At 42.1% G+C, this 19,718-nt stretch carries 20 protein-coding genes; 18 read left to right on the top strand and 2 right to left on the bottom strand.

Going from position 1 to position 19,718, the window contains the following annotated elements; all coding sequences use genetic code 11:
• Positions 1–32: 32 nt before the first annotated feature.
• The 18 genes from cheY (at position 33) to CTN07_RS01735 (ending at position 16,488) form a co-directional block, all read left to right on the top strand.
• Positions 33–404, top strand: a complete 372-nt coding sequence (gene cheY, locus CTN07_RS01820) for a chemotaxis response regulator CheY (protein ID WP_036764228.1) — start codon at positions 33–35, stop codon at positions 402–404.
• A gap of 36 nt (positions 405–440) precedes the next feature.
• Positions 441–1,163 carry a protein phosphatase CheZ gene (locus CTN07_RS01815; protein WP_005300399.1) on the top strand — a complete coding sequence of 241 codons (723 nt, stop codon included), beginning with the start codon at positions 441–443 and terminating at the stop codon, positions 1,161–1,163.
• Between the two features lie 9 nt (positions 1,164–1,172).
• Positions 1,173–3,476: a chemotaxis protein CheA gene (locus tag CTN07_RS01810; RefSeq protein ID WP_005300396.1), complete on the top strand. Its 2,304-nt coding sequence runs from the start codon at positions 1,173–1,175 to the stop codon at positions 3,474–3,476.
• Positions 3,477–3,550: 74 nt separating this feature from the next.
• Entirely contained in the window at positions 3,551–4,804 is a 1,254-nt protein-coding gene (locus tag CTN07_RS01805) for a protein-glutamate methylesterase/protein-glutamine glutaminase (RefSeq protein WP_005300393.1), read from the top strand.
• An 11-nt stretch (positions 4,805–4,815) separates the two neighbouring features.
• Positions 4,816–5,592, top strand: coding sequence for a ParA family protein (locus tag CTN07_RS01800; RefSeq protein ID WP_005300390.1), 777 nt, complete (start codon positions 4,816–4,818; stop codon positions 5,590–5,592).
• Positions 5,582–6,784 (top strand): chemotaxis protein CheW, encoded by a 1,203-nt coding sequence (locus tag CTN07_RS01795; protein ID WP_005300388.1) that lies wholly within the window; start codon positions 5,582–5,584, stop codon positions 6,782–6,784. Before CTN07_RS01800 ends, CTN07_RS01795 begins: the two co-directional genes overlap by 11 nt.
• Before the next feature lie 18 nt (positions 6,785–6,802).
• A complete protein-coding gene (locus CTN07_RS01790; protein ID WP_036764226.1) occupies positions 6,803–7,297 on the top strand; it encodes a chemotaxis protein CheW in 495 nt (164 codons plus the stop codon).
• Positions 7,297–7,731: a DUF2802 domain-containing protein gene (locus CTN07_RS01785; protein ID WP_036764224.1), complete on the top strand. Its 435-nt coding sequence runs from the start codon at positions 7,297–7,299 to the stop codon at positions 7,729–7,731. The genes CTN07_RS01790 and CTN07_RS01785 overlap by 1 nt, the downstream gene beginning before the upstream one ends.
• Before the next feature lie 373 nt (positions 7,732–8,104).
• Positions 8,105–8,755: a cytochrome c biogenesis heme-transporting ATPase CcmA gene (ccmA, locus tag CTN07_RS01780; RefSeq protein ID WP_005300381.1), complete on the top strand. Its 651-nt coding sequence runs from the start codon at positions 8,105–8,107 to the stop codon at positions 8,753–8,755.
• 2 nt (positions 8,756–8,757) lie between these two features.
• Positions 8,758–9,426 carry a heme exporter protein CcmB gene (gene ccmB, locus CTN07_RS01775; protein ID WP_005300379.1) on the top strand — a complete coding sequence of 223 codons (669 nt, stop codon included), beginning with the start codon at positions 8,758–8,760 and terminating at the stop codon, positions 9,424–9,426.
• A gap of 225 nt (positions 9,427–9,651) precedes the next feature.
• Positions 9,652–10,383 carry a heme ABC transporter permease gene (locus tag CTN07_RS01770; RefSeq protein ID WP_005300377.1) on the top strand — a complete coding sequence of 244 codons (732 nt, stop codon included), beginning with the start codon at positions 9,652–9,654 and terminating at the stop codon, positions 10,381–10,383.
• A gap of 7 nt (positions 10,384–10,390) precedes the next feature.
• Complete coding sequence (ccmD, locus tag CTN07_RS01765) at positions 10,391–10,597, top strand: heme exporter protein CcmD (protein ID WP_036764222.1); 207 nt, start codon at positions 10,391–10,393, stop codon at positions 10,595–10,597.
• A complete protein-coding gene (ccmE, locus tag CTN07_RS01760; protein WP_005300374.1) occupies positions 10,594–11,073 on the top strand; it encodes a cytochrome c maturation protein CcmE in 480 nt (159 codons plus the stop codon). Before ccmD ends, ccmE begins: the two co-directional genes overlap by 4 nt.
• 3 nt (positions 11,074–11,076) lie before the next feature.
• Complete coding sequence (locus CTN07_RS01755) at positions 11,077–13,038, top strand: heme lyase CcmF/NrfE family subunit (protein ID WP_036764220.1); 1,962 nt, start codon at positions 11,077–11,079, stop codon at positions 13,036–13,038.
• An 11-nt stretch (positions 13,039–13,049) separates the two neighbouring features.
• On the top strand, positions 13,050–13,604 hold the full coding sequence (locus tag CTN07_RS01750) for a DsbE family thiol:disulfide interchange protein (protein ID WP_005300370.1): 555 nt from the start codon (positions 13,050–13,052) through the stop codon (positions 13,602–13,604).
• Positions 13,601–14,125, top strand: a complete 525-nt coding sequence (locus tag CTN07_RS01745) for a cytochrome c-type biogenesis protein (protein ID WP_036764218.1) — start codon at positions 13,601–13,603, stop codon at positions 14,123–14,125. Before CTN07_RS01750 ends, CTN07_RS01745 begins: the two co-directional genes overlap by 4 nt.
• A complete protein-coding gene (ccmI, locus tag CTN07_RS01740; RefSeq protein WP_005300362.1) occupies positions 14,122–15,402 on the top strand; it encodes a c-type cytochrome biogenesis protein CcmI in 1,281 nt (426 codons plus the stop codon). The genes CTN07_RS01745 and ccmI overlap by 4 nt, the downstream gene beginning before the upstream one ends.
• Before the next feature lie 282 nt (positions 15,403–15,684).
• Positions 15,685–16,488, top strand: a complete 804-nt coding sequence (locus CTN07_RS01735) for an MlaA family lipoprotein (RefSeq protein WP_005300358.1) — start codon at positions 15,685–15,687, stop codon at positions 16,486–16,488.
• A gap of 89 nt (positions 16,489–16,577) precedes the next feature.
• On the opposite strand, the gene CTN07_RS01730 is transcribed toward CTN07_RS01735, so the two are convergent.
• Positions 16,578–17,912: an outer membrane protein transport protein gene (locus tag CTN07_RS01730; RefSeq protein WP_005300355.1), complete on the bottom strand. Its 1,335-nt coding sequence runs from the start codon at positions 17,910–17,912 to the stop codon at positions 16,578–16,580.
• A gap of 365 nt (positions 17,913–18,277) precedes the next feature.
• Positions 18,278–19,519 (bottom strand): outer membrane protein transport protein, encoded by a 1,242-nt coding sequence (locus CTN07_RS01725; protein ID WP_005300351.1) that lies wholly within the window; start codon positions 19,517–19,519, stop codon positions 18,278–18,280.
• Positions 19,520–19,718 lie beyond the last annotated feature (199 nt).

Below are 19,718 nucleotides of genomic sequence, written 5' to 3'. Positions count from 1 at the left end.
TGACCTCAGTGGAGGCAACTTTGAATAAAAATATGAAAATCCTCATTGTTGATGACTTCTCAACAATGCGTCGAATCGTGAAGAACTTACTGCGAGATCTTGGCTTTAATAATACTCAAGAAGCTGATGATGGAGTAACCGCCTTACCTATGTTAAAGCGTGGCGATTTTGACTTTGTTATTACCGACTGGAACATGCCTGGAATGCAAGGGATTGATTTACTTCGCCATATCCGAGCGGATGACAGTTTAAAACATTTACCTGTACTGATGATTACTGCAGAAGCAAAACGCGAGCAGATCATTGAAGCTGCGCAAGCTGGGGTAAATGGTTATATTGTTAAGCCCTTTACTGCCGCTACATTAATAGAAAAATTAGAAAAGATTTTCGAGCGTATGCAGTAAATCTGGTCGTCAGATGTTAATAGGGTAATGACAATAATGATTACACTTGATCAAGCAAAACAGCTCGTTTGTTTGTTAGAGGATGGACAACAAACTGAAGCCAACGCTCTTATGCAGATGATCATCGCAGAAACGCGAGAACCTATGTATGAAGAAGTTGGTAAGATCACCCGACAACTGCACGACTCTTTAACTCATTTTAGGTTAGATCCGCGTTTAAATGATCTGGCGACCAACGAGATCCCAGATGCTCGCGATCGCTTGTCTTTCGTTATTGATAAGACAGAAGCAGCTGCCAACAAAACCATGGATGCCGTCGAAAGTCTTTTACCGATTGCAGACCAATTACATGAAACTTTATTGCAAGTTCGCCCGCAATGGCAACGTTTGATGGATGGAGAAATTAACTTAGCGGAGTTTAAGTTATTGTGCCACGACATCGATAAGTTGCTGATGCAGGTCGAGGGTGACAGCAGTGAAGTTCGTTCTCAACTGACTGAAATATTAATGGCGCAAGATTTTCAAGACTTAACGGGACAGATTATCCGTCGAGTGATTGCGTTAGTTCAAGAAGTTGAAGAGCGATTAATTGAAATATTGAAAGCCTTTGGTTTAGAAGAACAAGGACCAATGTCAGAAGCTCAACAAGTTGAGCGGGCATTGCGTGCTGAAGGACCGATTGTTAACACAGAAAAGCATGACAATGTTATGTCGAGCCAAGATGATGTTGATGATTTACTCTCCAGTCTTGGATTTTAAGGGGACATTATGAGCTTTGATTTAGATGAAGATATCCTGCAAGACTTTTTGATTGAAGCAGGAGAAATTCTTGAGTTGCTTTCTGAGCAGCTTGTTGAACTCGAACGCAGTCCTGAGAATTCCGAGTTACTCAATGCTATCTTTCGCGGTTTTCATACCGTAAAAGGCGGGGCTGGATTTTTATCATTAACTGAGTTGGTTGATGTTTGTCACGGTGCTGAAAATGTCTTTGACCTGCTCCGTACCGGTAAACGTCACGTAACATCTGAATTGATGGATGTCATCTTACAAGCATTAGACACCATTAATGTGATGTTTGCTTTGGTACAAGATCGTGAACCGTTAGAACAAGCTGACCCAAGTTTACTTGCAGCATTGCATCGTTTTAGTCAACCGGGCGATGCTTCTGTGGCTGAGCCAATTGTGGTGACTCCTGTGGTAGAACCTGAACCTGAGATTGTGGTGGTGGATGTACCCGCCAGTGCATCATCTCATCAAGAGGATCAACCCGTGACCTCTGGCTCAAGTGTTGATGATATCACGCAAGATGAATTTGAACGTTTACTCGATGAGTTACATGGCGTGGGAAAAGGCCCTTCTGTAAATGAAGGATCATCCGCGACACAATCCTCAGCGCCTGTATCAAATTCTGCATCGACATCAACTCAACCGAGCGATGTGGTACGTTTACACATCGAATCTGACAGTAACGATATTACCGATGATGAATTTGAACGCTTATTGGATGAGTTGCATGGTTCTGGAAAAGGCCCAAGCAGTCATGAAGATAACGTTGCAGGTACAGAATCATCGATTGTTGCTGATTCTGCTAATGAACAGACAGCAGCAGAAGTGACATCGGGCGATGAAGAGTTGATGAGTGACGATGAGTTTGAACGTTTACTCGATCAACTTCATGGCATAGGTAAAGGGCCTTCAGCACAAGAGTTAGAAGCTGCAACGTGTTCTGTGGCAGAAATGAATGATCAGAAAGATGAGCCCGCACCTGTTAGTCAACCGGTGAGTTCATCTGAACGTTCAGAGTCACAACCAACACCTGTTGTCGCTCCTATTAGAACAGCAGAACCTGTTGCGGTTCGTGAAACGGCGGTAAAAGAGAAAGCGATCAGTAAACCTACTGCTGAAACTACTGTACGAGTTGATACTTCAACGTTAGATACCATTATGAACATGGTCGGTGAGTTAGTCTTAGTTCGCAATCGGTTAGTGAGCTTAGGGCTAAACAGTAACGATGAAGAGATGTCAAAAGCGGTCGCTAACTTAGATGTTGTTACCGCTGATCTGCAAGGTGCGGTAATGAAAACGCGCATGCAGCCAATTAAGAAAGTTTTTGGCCGTTTCCCGCGTGTGGTTCGAGATCTTGCTCGTCATCTGAAAAAAGACATTGTGCTTGAGATGCAAGGTGAAGAGACCGATCTGGATAAGAACCTGGTAGAAGCTTTAGCCGATCCTCTGGTTCACTTGGTGAGAAACTCAGTGGATCACGGTATTGAGATGCCGGAAGTTCGAGAAAGAATTGGTAAACCAAGAACCGGTACTGTGTTACTGTCAGCCTCGCAAGAAGGGGATCATATTCTGTTAACCATTGAAGATGATGGTAACGGAATGGATGCCAATAAATTGCGAGCCATTGCGGTTGAGCGTGGCATTATGGACAGTGATGCTGCTTCTCGTTTAACCGACAATGAAGCTTATAATTTGATTTTCGCACCGGGTTTCTCGACGAAGAAAGAGATCTCTGATATCTCTGGTCGTGGTGTGGGTATGGATGTGGTAAAAACAGCCATCAGCCAATTAAATGGCTCAATCCATATCGATTCTGCCATGGGTAAAGGAACGCGTATTGAGATTAAAGTACCGTTAACCTTAGCTATCTTGCCAACCTTGATGGTCGGTGTCGCTGATCAACCTTTTGCGTTGCCACTGGCTAGTGTTAATGAGATTTTCCATCTTGATTTACGTAAAACCAATATCGTTGATGGACAGTTAACGACCATAGTGCGAGATAAAGCCGTACCTCTGTTTTATCTCCAAGATTGGTTAGCCCCTCGTTATTATACCGAGCATAAAGATCGCGATCATGGTCATGTTGTGATTGTCCAAATTGGTCATCAACGGATCGGTTTTGTAGTCGATACCTTAGTTGGTCAAGAAGAAGTGGTGATAAAGCCATTAGATGAATTATTGCAAGGCACCCCGGGTATGGCTGGGGCGACTATCACCAGTGATGGTCATATTGCATTGATTTTGGATGTACCTAACCTGCTAAAACACTACGCAGGTCGTAAGTAAGACGGGACACCCGCCAACAAATAGCGCCATAGGAGACTGTGGCGCTAATAACAATTAAAAAGGGGAATATCGTCATGGCTATCAAAGTATTAGTCGTAGATGACTCAAGCTTTTTTCGTCGCAGAGTAAGCGAAATCATCAGTGCCGATCCAAAGTTAGAAGTTATAGGTAGTGCTGCAAATGGTAAAGAAGCCATTGCGCAGACGCGTCAACTGCATCCTGATGTGATCACTATGGATATCGAAATGCCTGTTATGGATGGCATTACTGCGGTTCGAGAAATCATGAAAGTGGCTCCTACCCCTATTTTGATGTTTTCATCTTTAACTCATGAGGGAGCCAAAGCGACCCTTGATGCGTTAGATGCAGGCGCATTAGATTTTCTACCTAAGAAATTTGAGGATATCGCACGTAACCGTGAAGAAGCGGTATCACTCCTGCAAAAACGTATTGTGGAATTATCCCATAAGCGCCGTTTTATGCGTCGACCAGTAAGCTCAACACTGACGTCAGGTTTAGTTCATACGTCTCGTACATCTGCGACGACACGTTTAAGCGATACGGCTCGTTCTCATATTTCGAGTTCAGCACTTTCAACAAGTCATAGCAATTTACGTACAACTAAGCCAACCGTGGCAGCAACAGCATCTGCAAATTCAGCTCGTGTACAAGTGGCAAAGCCTCACATTACGGAGCACTCAGTACCTGTCAGTGCGAATAAGCCGATGATGCGTTTTAAAGCGTCAGGTAAAAAATATCAGTTGGTTGCAATAGGTACTTCAACAGGAGGACCGGTTGCTCTACAGAAAATTTTGACCAAGTTGCCTGCACGTTTTCCATTACCGATTGTGCTGATTCAACATATGCCTTCAACATTTACCCCTGCGTTTGCTGCTCGCTTAGATAATCTGTGCAAGATCAGCGTTAAAGAGGCGCAAGATGGTGACATTTTACAGCCAGGTAAAGCGTATCTAGCTCCTGGTGGTATGCAGATGATGGTCGATGGCCGAGTGGGCGCTGGACGTTTGCGTATTCTTGATGGCGGCGAACGAATGAATTATAAACCGTGTGTCGATGTAACATTCGGTTCAGCAGCCAAGGTTTATCAAGATAAAGTGCTTTCTATTATTTTAACAGGTATGGGAGCCGATGGTCGCGAAGGGGCTCGGATGCTAAAAGCTAACGGTTCGACTATCTGGGCTCAAGATGAAGAGAGCTGTGTAGTCTATGGTATGCCTCAAGCAGTTGCTAAAGCTGGCATTTCGAGCGAAGATCTCCCTTTAGATCGTATTGCCGAGCGAATTTTAGTTGAGCTCGGTTTAGAGTAGGGAGAGATTTTTTGATAGTTTGGAGTATCGCCAACCAAAAAGGTGGGGTGGGTAAAACCACGACAACCGTAACTTTGGCTGGATTATTAAGTGAACGTAAGCAGCGAGTATTATTGGTTGATACCGATCCTCATGCGTCACTGACAACCTACCTCAATTTTGATCCCGATGCGGTGACGGCCAGTCTTTTTGATCTGTTTCAGTTACCCGAGATCACCCGAGATCGAGTCAAACCGCTGATACTCCATACCGATTATCCAAACATCGATATCATTCCTGCTCATATGTCGCTGGCAACATTGGATCGAGTATTGGGTAATCGAAGTGGTATGGGGTTAGTGGTTAAAAAAGCCCTTAATAGCCTTGCGCAAGATTACGATTATGTCTTGATTGACTGTCCACCTATTTTAGGGGTGATGATGGTTAACGCATTGGCAGCCAGTGACCGTATTTTGATTCCGGTTCAAACTGAGTTTCTTGCCATGAAAGGGCTGGAGAGAATGATGCGTACACTCGATATTATGCAACGTTCTCGCCCTGCTGGTTTTAACGTTTGTGTTGTTCCTACCATGTACGACAGACGAACGAACGCTTCATTACAAACGTTACAAGAGCTTAAAGAGCGCTATCCTGAACAAGTGTGGGCTTCTGCCGTACCGATTGATACCAAATTTCGAGATGCCAGTTTGCGCCACATGCCACCATCGCTGTATGCCAAAAGTTGTCGTGGAGTCTTTGCCTATAAAACGTTGCTTAACCATTTAGAGCGATTGGAACATGGCAAATAAACCGCTATCAAGTGAACAAGCTTTAAATGACTATTTTAGTGATTTGCTTGTTGAAGAATTATGGGATGAACCAAGTTCAGAGGATTTTGATTCAAAGTCTCCTGACTCTGAAACTCTTGATTTTGAAGATCCTGGTTCTAAGGTGTCTACTTTCGAACATTATCCATTAGAGACTACGGCTGACATTAGTAAGGACTGTGAAGATACTGATATCTGTGATAACGCTCAAGATATCACAGCCGATTCTGAGTCAACCCATTTAGCCTCTAAAGAAAAGTGGCTTGATACCGATACCTTAATTAAATGTTCTCGTTCACAGATTCATATTGAGCCAAAGTATGCAGAACCTATATTGACAGAATCGGTATTTGCAGAGCCGATCTTGGCTGAACCTGTATCTGAGAGCCAGCTGCAATTACAGCAATTATTAGATACGTGGTCGCAGCAGCAAGATGAACATTGGGTTTCATTGGCTGATGTCCATTCTGAGCCCGCTATTGAGCTCACTATCGAACCGGCTATTGAACCAGAGTTAGAAGAGAACCGCGATGCATTGGTTGTCTCAATTGTAGAACCTGAAATACTTGCAGATTTCAGTGATAGTAGTGCCGAGCCGATTGCTGAAACATTGCCGGTTTTAGAGCGTGATGATGCACTCTTTGCTGATGTTGAGACTGAACATCAAGCGCTCGTATTAGAGGCAAGTGCGCCGATAAATGAATGGCAGGGGCAATTTACCTCATCTTCTTTTCAGGCTCTGTTTTTTGAAGTGAACGGTGTTATGTTTGCTGTTGCATTAGAGCAGCTAGGTGGAATTCACCGCTTAGGCGAACTGAATCATTTATTAGGTCGCCCTAAGTGGTATTTAGGTTTACAGAGTTCGCCATCATTACAATTGGATGTGGTCGATACCGCTCGTTGGGTAATGTCCGATAAACTTCGTAATGATGACTATCTGGAAAATTATCAATATATCGTGATGTTAGGTGAGAGTCGGTGGGGATTGGCTTGTGATCAATTGCATGGTACTCAAACCTTATTATCAACCGATATCCAGTGGCGAGAGCAAGCAGGAAAGCGGCCTTGGCTTGCTGGTATGGTTAAAGAAAAAATGTGTGCCCTGATCCATGTTAGTGAGATGATTACCATGCTTAATCAAGGGTGGGACGTCAAAGCACTTACTCATGATTAGAGCCAATGAGGATAAAAAATGTCACAGCTAAATGTAGCGGAAATTCAACAAGACGATAATCGAGACCAAGTATTGCAATGGGTTACATTTCAATTAGAAGATGAAACCTATGGTATTAACGTAATGCAAGTGCGTGAAGTGTTACGTTACTCCGAAATTGCGCCTGTACCTGGTGCTCCTGATTATGTTTTAGGTATTATTAACCTTCGCGGTAACGTTGTGACTGTGATTGACACTCGCTCTCGCTTTGGTTTAATGCCTGGCGATATTTCTGATAACACTCGTATTGTGATTATCGAAGCAGAAAAGCAAGTGATTGGTATTTTAGTCGACAGCGTTGCAGAAGTTGTTTATCTTCGTAGTTCTGAAATCGACAGTACGCCGAGTGTGGGTACTGAAGAGAGTGCGAAGTTTATTCAAGGTGTATGTAATCGTGATGGTAATTTGTTGATTTTAGTCGACTTGAATAAATTATTATCTGACGATGAATGGGACGAAATGGCGTATCTATAATGCTTAATGTAATTCTTCAATGGTTACCGCTTTCTGTTGCTGGTTTGGCTTTTATTTTTGCTATGGTGGCATGGCGTAAAGAGCGCCAATTACGAGCAAGTTACGAAACAAAATTTGCTGCAATCGAAACGGTATTAAAAAATTCTCGCCAACAAAACGAGAGTTTATCTAAACAATTGAATGAATTACGTGCCGGTACTATGGGTATGAGCCAGAAAATGATGGATCTAAACCGTCAACTGGAAGTGGTTTCTGATCGACAAATTGACCTGAGCATGCAAGATGCCGATGGTCGTTTGTATTCTAGAGCCAGTAGAATGGCAGAACTTGGTGCTGATCTGCACGAATTAATGCGCGAATGCGACTTACCTAAAGCGGAAGCCGAATTGCTTATGCGCTTACAGCAGACTCGCAGCCAAAAACGTCGCTCTTAATCCTACCTATTCAGTTATCCCTTTAATGATTACTTTATGATTAAAGGGATAATTTTCACTTTATTCCCCGTTAAATTACGTATTTGGATATCCCTATTAAACCAATAGGAATTATCGTCTTGTTTTATCATTAGTAGTCATATATAAACGTGCCACTATCTCTGATAAGAATGAACAATCACTGTCATCGCTTAAATCTAGGATCCAAGCAGGGTGCTGTTAGTTTAGAGCGATTGGATAGATAATATTTCATACATTTTATTTACATTTTCTTACTGAGTTTTGGTGGCATGTTTTTGCTTGTCTAACCTAATCTTAGGGGGATGTGGTAAGATGTTCGCTTGTGTGTAACACCAAGGATCTTCTACATATTATGCTGTCTATTGAAGACTTAGCCTGTATTCGTGATGAGCGGATGCTGTTTGAACACCTTAACTTTACGATTTCATCTGGTGAATTGGTGCAGATCGAAGGACATAACGGCGCAGGTAAAACAACATTATTACGAATCATTGCAGGGTTAGGTCGAGCTGATCACGGTGTTGTACGTTGGAAAGGCGAAGATATTGTTACAGCTCGTGAAGATTATCATCACGATTTGCTGTTTTTAGGCCACAGCACTGGGGTTAAAAAAGAACTCAGTGCTTATGAAAATTTAGCGTTTTTCCAAGCGATGCATCCATGGGAATACGATAGTGAGTTACAAGGATCTCCTCGGGTAACTGGAGAAGAAGCCTTGTGGGATGCATTGGCGCACGTTGGTTTAGCCGGTCGTGAAGATGTGTTAGCTGGACAATTATCTGCAGGTCAGCAACGTCGAGTCGCTTTAGCTCGTTTATGGTTGAGCAATCACAAACTTTGGGTATTAGATGAGCCTTTAACTGCCATTGATAAACAAGGTGTCAAAGTGTTAGAGAATCTGTTTTTAGCCCATGCCCAACGTGGTGGTATGGTGCTGCTAACAACTCACCAAGATATGTTCACCGATAGTGACCACTTACGTAAGATTAAGTTAGGACAATAATTATGCTGACTTCGATAACTCAAGTGATCCGTCGTGAATTGTTGATTGCATTTCGTCGTCAGGCTGATGTCTTTAACCCGCTTTGGTTTTTCATTATTGTTATTACTCTTTTCCCACTAGCGGTAGGACCAGAGCCAAAATTACTAGCTCGTATTGCTCCCGGTATTGTTTGGGTGGCGGCACTATTAGCGGCACTTTTATCGATGGAACGACTGTTTCGTGATGATTTTGCCGATGGTTCATTAGAGCAAATGATGTTGATGCCGACCCCTTTGCCTGTGTTGGCCTTTGCCAAAGTGATCGCTCACTGGCTACTAACGGGCTTACCCTTAATTATTATTAGTCCACTGCTTGCGATTTTATTGTCTTTTGATTGGTCGACTTGGCTTGCGGTGGTACTGACGCTATTACTTGGTACACCAACATTAAGTTTTGTTGGAGCCATTGGTGTCGCTTTAACTGTTGGTTTGCGAAAAGGTGGGGTTTTATTGAGCTTGCTCATATTACCGCTTTATATACCTGTGCTTATATTTGCAACTTCAGCGATTGATGCCGCCAGCCTTGGTATGGCTTATAACGGACAGTTAGCATTAATGGGAGCAATGCTAGTGGGTTCGGCTACCATGGCTCCGTTTGCTATTGCAGCATCACTTCGAATTAGTGTGAATTGACGATGACTGAAGCTCAGAGACTAGAATAAATAGTATCTGAGCTTTTGCTGTTTTGGCTTAAGGATAAATGTGCAATTCAGCGCTAGTCAATTCAATGATTATGGTGAGCGAGTTGAGGTTTTATCCTGATATAAACCATAGTGAAATTATGGTTACAGTAACTCGGTCATTAGAATACGTTTTATAACAATTAATTTATAACCATCAATTTGGGTAGAGTACATTATGTGGAAGTGGTTACATCCCTACGCAAAACCTGAACGATGCTACCAGCTATGCGGTACATTGTTGCCTTGGTTCTCTGTGTTAGCCTTCTCATTAATCTTAGTTGGTACCATTTGGGGCTTAATGTTTGCGCCAACCGATTACCAACAAGGTGATAGTTTCCGTCTGATCTATTGGCATGTTCCCGCCGCTATTTGGTCTATGGGGGCTTATGTGTCGATGGCGATTGCTGCTTTTATTGGCTTAGTATGGCAAATTCGTCTATCTGATATGGCCGCTGCCGCAATGGCTCCAGTTGGTGCGGTATTTACTTTTATCGCATTATTTACCGGTGCGGTCTGGGGTAAGCCGATGTGGGGAACTTGGTGGGTTTGGGATGCTCGCCTCACTTCTGAGCTAATTCTTCTTTTCTTATACCTAGGTGTTATTGCGCTTTATAACGCATTTGATGACCATAAGACAGCGGCAAAGGCTGCGGGCTTACTGGCGATTGTTGGGGTGATCAATATTCCAATTATCCATTTCTCGGTGGAGTGGTGGAACACTCTACACCAAGGTGCAACTATTACTAAATTCGCTAAACCCTCTATGAGCACCGATATGTTGTGGCCTCTGCTTCTTAATATCTTTGGCTACGCGTTTTTCTTTTGTGTGGTCACAATGATCAGTTTGCGTAATGAGATCCTATTACGTGAAAGCCATCGCCCTTGGGTTCGTGAATTGGTGAAGTGAGGTAATTATGCATTTTGATTCGTTTAGTGATTTTCTCGCTATGGGTGGGTATGCAGGCTACGTATGGAGTGGCTATGGTATTTCACTATTAGCGTTGCTGTGGATTTTAGTTTCAAGCTTGCGAAAAAAACGTCGTTTACTGGCCGATATTAAAAACAAAATGGCTCGTGAAGAACGCATTAAGAAAGCGAAAAAATTGGAGAATACTCTATGAACCCAAGACGTAAGAAGCGTCTAACGATTGTTATAGCGATTCTAATTGGTTTAAGCGCAACAGTTGGTCTGATGTTGTATGCCCTAAATCAAAATATGGATCTGTTCTATACTCCAACTGAATTAGTTAACGGTAAACCAGATGGTACCAAACCAGAAGTGGGTCAACATTTACGCATTGGTGGTATGGTGGTGAAAGGGTCTCTTAAACGCGATCCTGAGTCATTAAAAGTCAGCTTTGAAGTGGAAGATGTTGGTCCGAAAGTAACGGTTATCTATGATGGTATCTTGCCTGATCTTTTCCGTGAAGGGCAGGGTATTGTGGCTCAAGGTGTGTTAGTTAACCCTACAACCGTGCAAGCAAGTGAAGTACTGGCTAAACACGATGAAAACTACATGCCACCTGAAGTTGCTGATGCAATGAAGAAGAATCACACACGTCTTCAATACACCGAAGAACAACTACAAGGTAAGTAATACATGATCCCTGAATTAGGGCTGTTTGCTCTTATCGCTGCACTAGGGTTATCCGCCCTAGTCAGCATTTACCCACTCTATGGTGCCTCTGTCGGTAACCAAGCAATGATGCGCATGGCTCGTCCTTTGACCTATGGCGTATTTTTGATGCTGCTCGGCTCCTTTGTTTCACTGTGCTGGTCATTTTATAGCAATGACTTTACCGTAACCTATGTTGCAAGTAACTCAACCAGTTTACTGCCATGGTATTACCGTATTACGGCAGTATGGGGCTCCCATGAAGGCTCTTTACTGTTATGGGTATTTATCCAATCTGCATGGGCGGCTGCGGTTGCTCGTTTAAGTAAAGGTATGCCGTTAGAGTCGGTATCTCGTGTACTTGCTGTTATGGGTATGATTTCTGTAGGTTTCCTACTGTTCATCATCCTAACTTCAAACCCATTTTTACGTACACTGCCTTTCTTCCCTGTTCAAGGCCGCGATCTTAATCCTCTGCTTCAAGATCCGGGTTTGATTATCCACCCACCTATGTTGTACATGGGTTATGTTGGCTTCTCTGTTGCTTTTGCTTTCGCTATTGCTTCACTGATGACAGGTCGCTTGGATACGGCATGGGCTCGCTGGTCTCGTCCTTGGACTATTGCTGCATGGTCATTCTTAACTCTTGGTATCGCACTTGGTTCTTGGTGGGCATACTACGAACTAGGTTGGGGCGGCTGGTGGTTCTGGGATCCAGTAGAAAATGCCTCTTTCATGCCTTGGTTGGCAGGCACCGCACTAATGCACTCACTGTCGGTAACAGAAAAGCGCGGCACATTTAAAGCGTGGACAGTTTTGCTTGCTATTGCTGCATTCTCTTTAAGCTTACTGGGTACTTTCCTTGTTCGTTCTGGCGTTTTGGTTTCTGTGCACGCATTTGCCTCAGATCCTTCTCGCGGTATGTTTATTCTTGGTTTCCTTGTTGTGGTTATCGGTGGTTCATTACTGCTGTATGCTCTACGAGGTGCACAAATTCGTTCGCGCGGTAACTATAGTCTGTTCTCTCGTGAAAACATGCTATTTGCCAACAACATCCTATTAGTTACTGGTTTACTTGTGGTTCTTATCGGTACTTTATTACCGCTGGTACACAAGCAGTTAGGTCTAGGTTCTGTTTCAATTGGTGAACCGTTCTTCAATACGTTGTTTACATGGTTAATGGTGCCATTTGCTTTTGTTCTGGGTATTGGTCCTCTGGTTCGCTGGAAACGTGATAATATTTCTAAGATCAAAAAGCCACTTATTATCTCTGCAATTGCATCTGTTATTTTTGCCTTTGGTTCAATTTATCTGTTTGCAAGCACAGTTGAGCCGCTAGCGGTACTGGGCATGTGGATGGCTGCTTGGATTGTGATTTTGCATGGTTTTGAATTGTATGAGCGTGCAACTCACCGTCATAGCTTAATTGAAGGTTTAGGTAAGCTAGGTCGTAGCCACTGGGCAATGGTCTTTGGTCATATTGGTCTAGCGATATCGATTATCGGTATTACACTGGTTTCAAATTACGATCTAGAGCGTGATGTTCGTCTAGCACCAGGTCAAAGCGTGAATGTGAAGGGCTACGATTTCTACTTTGCAGGTCTTCGTGATGCAGATGGTCCTAACTATGATGGTTATGTTGCTGACTTTAAGATCAGTAAAAACAATATCATGGTAACAACACTTCATGCAGAAAAGCGCATCTACACGGTTGCAGGTTCTATGATGACAGAAGCGGCAATTGATAGTGGCATTACGCGTGACCTCTATGTTGCGATGGGTGAAAAACTAGGTGATGGTGCTTGGGCCGTTCGTATTTACTACAAGCCATTTGTAAACTGGATGTGGTTTGGCGCATTACTAATGGCAATTGGTGGTGTCTTTGCGATCAGTGATAAGCGTTACCGTTTTCGCAAAAAAGCACAAATTACTGAATCTAAGCGCTAGGAGATGGCCGAATGAATAAGAAGTTTTTATTTATCCCACTTGTTATCTTTTTAGCTTTAGTGGCGATGTTTATGGTGCAGCTACTGCGCAATGCCGATGGTGATGATCCAACAAAATTGGAGTCAGTCCTGGTCGGTAAGCCAGTGCCTACCTTTAAGCTAGAAGATATCTTTGAGCCGGGTAAAGAGTACGAGCAGACTATCTTTAAAGGTCAGCCGTTATTGCTCAATGTTTGGGCGACATGGTGTCCTACCTGTTATGCCGAACACCAATATCTAAATCAGCTTGCTAAGCAAGGGGTTAAAATTATTGGTCTTAACTATAAAGATGATCGAGCAAAAGCCATTGATTGGTTAACCCAATTAGGTAATCCATACGTTCATACACTTTATGATAATACCGGTATGTTAGGCATGGATTTGGGGGTATATGGTGCACCTGAAACCTTCCTAATTGATGGTAACGGCATTATCCGCTATCGCCACGTTGGTGATGTTAATGCGACTAACTGGAATGAGACCCTCAAGCCTATCTATGACAAGATGAAAGAGGAAGCTAAAGGATGATAAAACGTGGATGGAAAGTGCTGCTTAGTGCTGTTATGGCATTAACTATTGCACTTCCGGCTTTAGCCTCTATCGATGTGTATGACTTTAAAAACAATGAGCAAGAAAAGCAGTTTCAAGAGCTGACTTCAACGCTACGTTGCCCTAAATGTCAAAACAACGATATTGCTGACTCAAATGCAACGCTTGCTCAAGATATGCGTCGTAAAGTGTACGAAATGCTGCAACAGGGTAAAAGCGAGAAAGAGATCATTGATTATATGATTGCTCGTTACGGTAATTTTGTAACCTATGATCCACCTGTAATGGCATCAACCATCATTTTATGGGCAGGTCCTTTACTGTTCGTAATTATTGGCTTTACTGTTCTAGTGATTCGTTCTCGTAAAAATAGCAAACTGGCTACTGAGAATAGCGACACACTAGATGCGGAAGAAGAAGCGCGTTTGAAGGCGATTTTAAGTGATATGGATCAGCCATCAGATACAGATAAGAACAATAATACTAAGGTGAACAAATGATACTGTTTTGGCTATTAACCGCGGTAATTGTTCTATTCTGTGGTGCTATTTTCGTTTACCCAATGTTATCGCACAAAGAAGTTGATGATGTTGCTAACCGTGATGAGCTCAATAAAGCATTTTATAAAGAGCGTGTTGATGAACTGGCTCATGAAGCAGAAGAAGGTTTGGTTGAAGATCAGCAAGAACTTGTGGCTGAGCTTCAGCAATCACTTTTAGATGATATTCCAGCCCAAGAAGAAGAGAAAAAGAGCAAAGTTAGCTTAGCCATGTTGCTACCAGGTTTTATCTTGCTGGTCGGTATTAGCTACGGTATGTACTTTGCGTTAGGCGGCATCCAAAAAGTAGAAGCTTGGCATAACACTATTGATCGTTTACCTGAGCTAACACAGCGTTTAATGTCTGAGCAAGCAGGTGAACCATTATCCGATCAAGATATGTCGGATCTAACTTTGGGTCTTCGTACTCGTCTCCATGATCATCCAAATGATGCCCAAGGCTGGTATTTATTGGGTCGTATTGCAATGTCTAATCGTGATGCCGATACGGCAAAATCAGCGATGAAACGTGCTTATGACTTGGATCCAAACAATACCGAATATCAGCTGGGTTATGCGCAAACATTAATGCTGATCGATAATGGCAATCCAGGATCGGTTGATTATGCTCGTCAGCTTTTACGTCATGTTATTAAGCAAGATCATACCAATATGACAGCAATGTCACTATTGGCGTTTGATGCTTTTGAACATAAAGAGTATGAACAAGCGATTTCTTATTGGTCTATGATGAAGGCCCTTTCTGGTTCTGATGAATCTCGTGTTGCCATGCTAGATCGCAGTATTTCTCGTGCACAAGCTATGCTAAATAAAGCAGCTGTTGCTCCAACAACAACGGTTGCCAAAGAAGAAGCGCAAGCTAAGAAAAATGATGTTGCAGCAGATAAAAGTGTGCGTGTGACCATTAATCTTGGTCCAAACGTAAAAATGCCAAAGCAGGGCATGATTATGGTTTCTGTACATAATGCATCAGGTGCTCCAATGCCAATTGCTGCCCGTCGTTTACCGTTAGATACTAAGTTTCCTCTAACATTAACACTGGACGATAAGGATAATATGATGCCAACTTCGAAGCTTTCGGATTTACCAGATATGATCATTAAAGCACGTATCGACAGTGATGGTGATGTGATGAGTAAGCAAGGTGACTACTATGGTGAAAGTGTTTTAGTCCCTCTTGGTGGCTCGACTGAAATGACTATTGATAAGCAATATTAATATTTCTTATACACACTAGATAAATTAAATAGGCTAAATACTCTGGTATTTGGCCTATTTTTTTATATACTCACGCTGTCTTCTATAATTAATTGTATGATACTTATTGATCAAATAATAAAGGATTGAGTAATTAGTGATTTAATTTATAGATTGCCATAACCACTTATTGCGATATTTGAATAGATAGTTTTTTGAAAAAATCTTTTTCAAGTGAATGTCTGGAATTGATAGAGCAGGGTGGATATCATTATTTAGTCTGCTTTGTTTATGGATTTTATTTTGAAAAAGACGTTTATTTTCCCAGCTCTGGTTGTTGTTGGTCTTAGTGGGTGTGCAGATACACCAGACCAAACTGATACAGCGGTTTCAACCAATACAATTGATCATATAGAAACGGACACAGCAGCAGAACAAGCAATGGATGTGTATGATCCATTCCAAAGCTTTAACCGTGTTATGTGGGATATCAACTACGACTATTTAGATCCTTATTTAGTGCGTCCAGTTTCTCTTGCTTATGTCGATTATGTTCCAACGCCTATTCGTTCTGGTATTTCCCATTTTCTGGCAAACCTTGATGAACCAGCGAGTATGGTCAACAGTTTATTGATGCAAAATCCAAAAGCGGCTCTTGCTCATTTTAACCGTTTCTGGATTAACAGTATCTTTGGTTTAGCGGGTATTTTTGATATTGCTTCATTAGCAGATATTAATAATCCAGGTGATCGCTCTTTCAGTGATACCACTGGTTATTATGGCTTGGGTAATGGTCCATATTTTATGGTGCCTGGCTATGGCCCAACAACATTACGTGAAACAACGGATCTAGTAGATGATCTATATCCTATGCTGAGCTATTTAAATTTCTGGCAGGGATTAGCGAAATGGGCTTTAGAAGGGATGGAAGATCGTGCAGCTCTAGTGAAACAAGAAGCTCTGCTTAAGAACTCTCCGGATCCTTATATCTTTACTCGTGATGCTTATATTCAATATAAAGACTTCCTCGCATCGGATGGTAAAGCAACCGTTGAGAAAGAAGCGCAATTTGATGATAGCTATTTAGATGAAATTGATAGTGATTAATCTCATTAATTAATCAATTTATTGAAAATGAAGTATGAAAAAGGCCGCTATGTATAATTGCGGCCTTTATACTATCTAGGTTCTAACTCTTAGAACTTATAGCTTGCCTGAACACCTGCAAGCCATACATCACCTGATGTGTTGCCATCAAATGATAGGCTTGCACCTGGCATGATGTTACCAATTAGATGGTCTAGATCTGGTTCATTTTCGTTTAGGTGCGCTTTCTTCGCATGGATGTAAGTTAGACCTGCATCAAATGTTAGGTTTTCAGACCACTTATAGCCTGCACCGATGCTATACCAAGTACGATCCGTTTCTGGGATTGTTTGAGTACGGTTGGCATCATTTACTGCTGCTGTATCGTAAGCGATACCAGAACGTAGAGTTACCTTGCTGTTTAGCTGATAAGTCGTACCAATAGCAAAACGGTAGTTATCTTTCCAGTTCTCTTGTTTGATTGGTGTTTGGCCGCCAATACTTGGAATATTTGCTTCTAGTTTTTCAAAAGCGCTCCAATCAGTCCAGTTTACACTTGCATGAATCGCAAGAGCATCAGTGATTTGGTGGAAACTGGCAATTTCTGCTGAAGCTGGAAGCTCAAGTGGTAGAGAGCCTGCATATGAACCACCACGTTGACCCGCTTTAAGATCAAACGCAGCACCAGAAGCATGACCTGTTAGATCTAACTTAACCGCAGAATGGTAGCTTACACCGATACGGTTTGCTGGGTTAATCTGCCATGCAGCACCTGCTTGCCAACCCCATGAACTGTCATCACCTTCCATATACTTAAGGTTTTTACCAGCAAGAGGTGAGTACATTGGATTATAAGCTGCAAACGCTTTTGGAAGAGAACTTGGCAGTGCTGCACCAAAGTGACCTTTACCGATCACGTAACGAACACCAGCACCAACACTGAATTGCTCGTTGATCTTGTAAGCTAGGTTCGGGTTGATTTCAACAGTGTGTACTTCTGCTTGGTTACCAAACATAGAGCCTGTGAAATTTGTACCAAGGTCTGTACGCATACCAAAATGAGTACCAACAGCTAAACCTAGCGTGAATTTATCGTTCAAAGGGCGAGAGAAGTAGAAATTAGGAACGACAGCACTATTAGCAATATTATTTGCAGAAGTTGAGTCAATGGTATGGCCATTTAATTGCAGATTACCGTTAACATCAATGTTTGGATCAACATAGATAGCACCTGTCGAAATCTGAGTGCCTTCTAGGTAAGTCAGCATAGCAGGGTTACGGAACTGAGTACTTGCGTTATCCGCCATTGCCGCTTCACCAGCAAATGCACGACCAAGGCCGGTTGCTGAATATTCTGCTAACTGGAAACCTGCTGCCATTGCATTTGATGTTAAACCAAGTGCAACCGCTGCTGCTAAAGATAATGTGATTTTTTGCTTATTCATGCTTCTTATTTATATTTGTTCGCTCAAATTTATTGCTGTGAATCATACGTATAAGTTCCTGTGCTTTAAGTTTTATTTGTAAAGAAATATGAAAAAAGAATTAAAATCTGGTTTATTTTGGTTTTCTGGTTTTATATCTGGTAAATATTAATCAAAATAGTCTGGTCTGATCTGTTTTCAGCGTACACCTGTACCAGAATATGCTGTTTTCGGCGACGATCTGTAAGCTAAGTGAGTGTGATCTAGATCTTGTTTTTCTGAGGGGGATGAAAAAGGTAGGTGTAAATATATGAAATTATTGAGCGAATATTGAAAAGGGAGCGAGGTGCTCCCTTTGTTAATTTATCGTAAGTTGTTCGCTGAAATTAGAATGAGCGATTGTACTGAATACCGTATAACCATGCGTTAGCACGAGTGGTTGCATCAACACCTAAACCTAGAGGATTTGATTCTGTTGCTTTAACATCTTCACCAACAAGGTAAGTTACACCCACATCAATGCTTGATTTTGGATCTAAGTGGTAGCTGAAGCCGCCAGAGAACCAGTTACGAGCTGAGTCTGGTACTGAAATTGATGTACGCTTATCTTGAGCACTTGTATCATGCATATAACCTGCACGTAATGTCCAAGTGTCGTTTAGGTAGTATGTACCACCGATAGAGTAGTGCCAGCCGTCTTGCCACTCATAGTTATTTAGGTTTACACCACCGCTTGTTTCAAGAACATCAAACTCACTCCAACGGATCCACTGAATGCTATAGTGAACAGCAAATTTATCATTTAGCTTGTTGAAGCCAGAGAATTCTGCCATATCTGGTAGTGGCATTTTAAGCTTATGATTTGTGATATCTGCGCCAATATAAGACATATCGCCTTTAGCATCTAGGGTTGGGCTATAACGGTAAGAAAGGCCAAAACGGTTGTCTTCATTAAGCTCGTATACTGTACCTAGATTAAAGCCTAGAGCTACACCATCTGCATCGATATTTAATAGATCTTTACGTGGAATAGTAATATCAACTACTGGAACTTTAGTTTCAGGAAGGTAGCGCTCTAGTTTACCGCTACCATAAATAACATCTAAACCACCACCAAGACTCCAATGTTCATTAACACGGAAAGCCGCACTCAATGCTAGGTTGACACTTTTAACGTCAGTTAAACCGCCAAAAGCATTGGCTGCATATTTATCGCTAAATTCAGTTTTCGTACCGAAATTAGAGTAAAGACCTGCACCAACAGTCCATTTCTCATTAAGAGGGTGAATATAGTAGATATTCGGCGCAAAGCTAGTACCACCAATTTGCTCATCAGGAAGAGCATTAGTACCAAATGGTGATGTGTACGTCGCATTTTTAACTTTTACATCAGTATCAATCGCAATCACACCAAGAGAAAGTGCTGGCGCATCGAAAAGAGCCATTGATGCTGGGTTTTTTGCCATTGTTGATGCGTTATCTGCAATCACACCGTCACCAGCGAATGCTCGGCCTAGACCAGTTGCTGATTGGGCATTTAGCTGAAAACCTGCTGCCATTGCTTGTTGTGATGCAATCGTTACTGCTGCTGCAACGAGAGTTTTTGTAAACAGACGCTTCTTATTCATTTTTTATATTCCTAATTATTTTTATGCTTATCTATTTTTTGATAAGTCGCAGCAATTTTAGGCTGGGTATTGGGGTTAACAAATCAGACCAGTATTAAAATTTATTCAATAAGTTAGGAAATGTGAGAACAGTAGATTTTAGAATACTTACTCAGTATTTGTGGAGGGTATTTACGGTGGATTTATCACCATTTTAGAA

This window comes from Photobacterium damselae, from assembly GCF_003026815.1.
GTDB lineage: Bacteria > Pseudomonadota > Gammaproteobacteria > Enterobacterales > Vibrionaceae > Photobacterium > Photobacterium damselae.
This window is presented reverse-complemented; position numbering and strand designations above follow the sequence as displayed.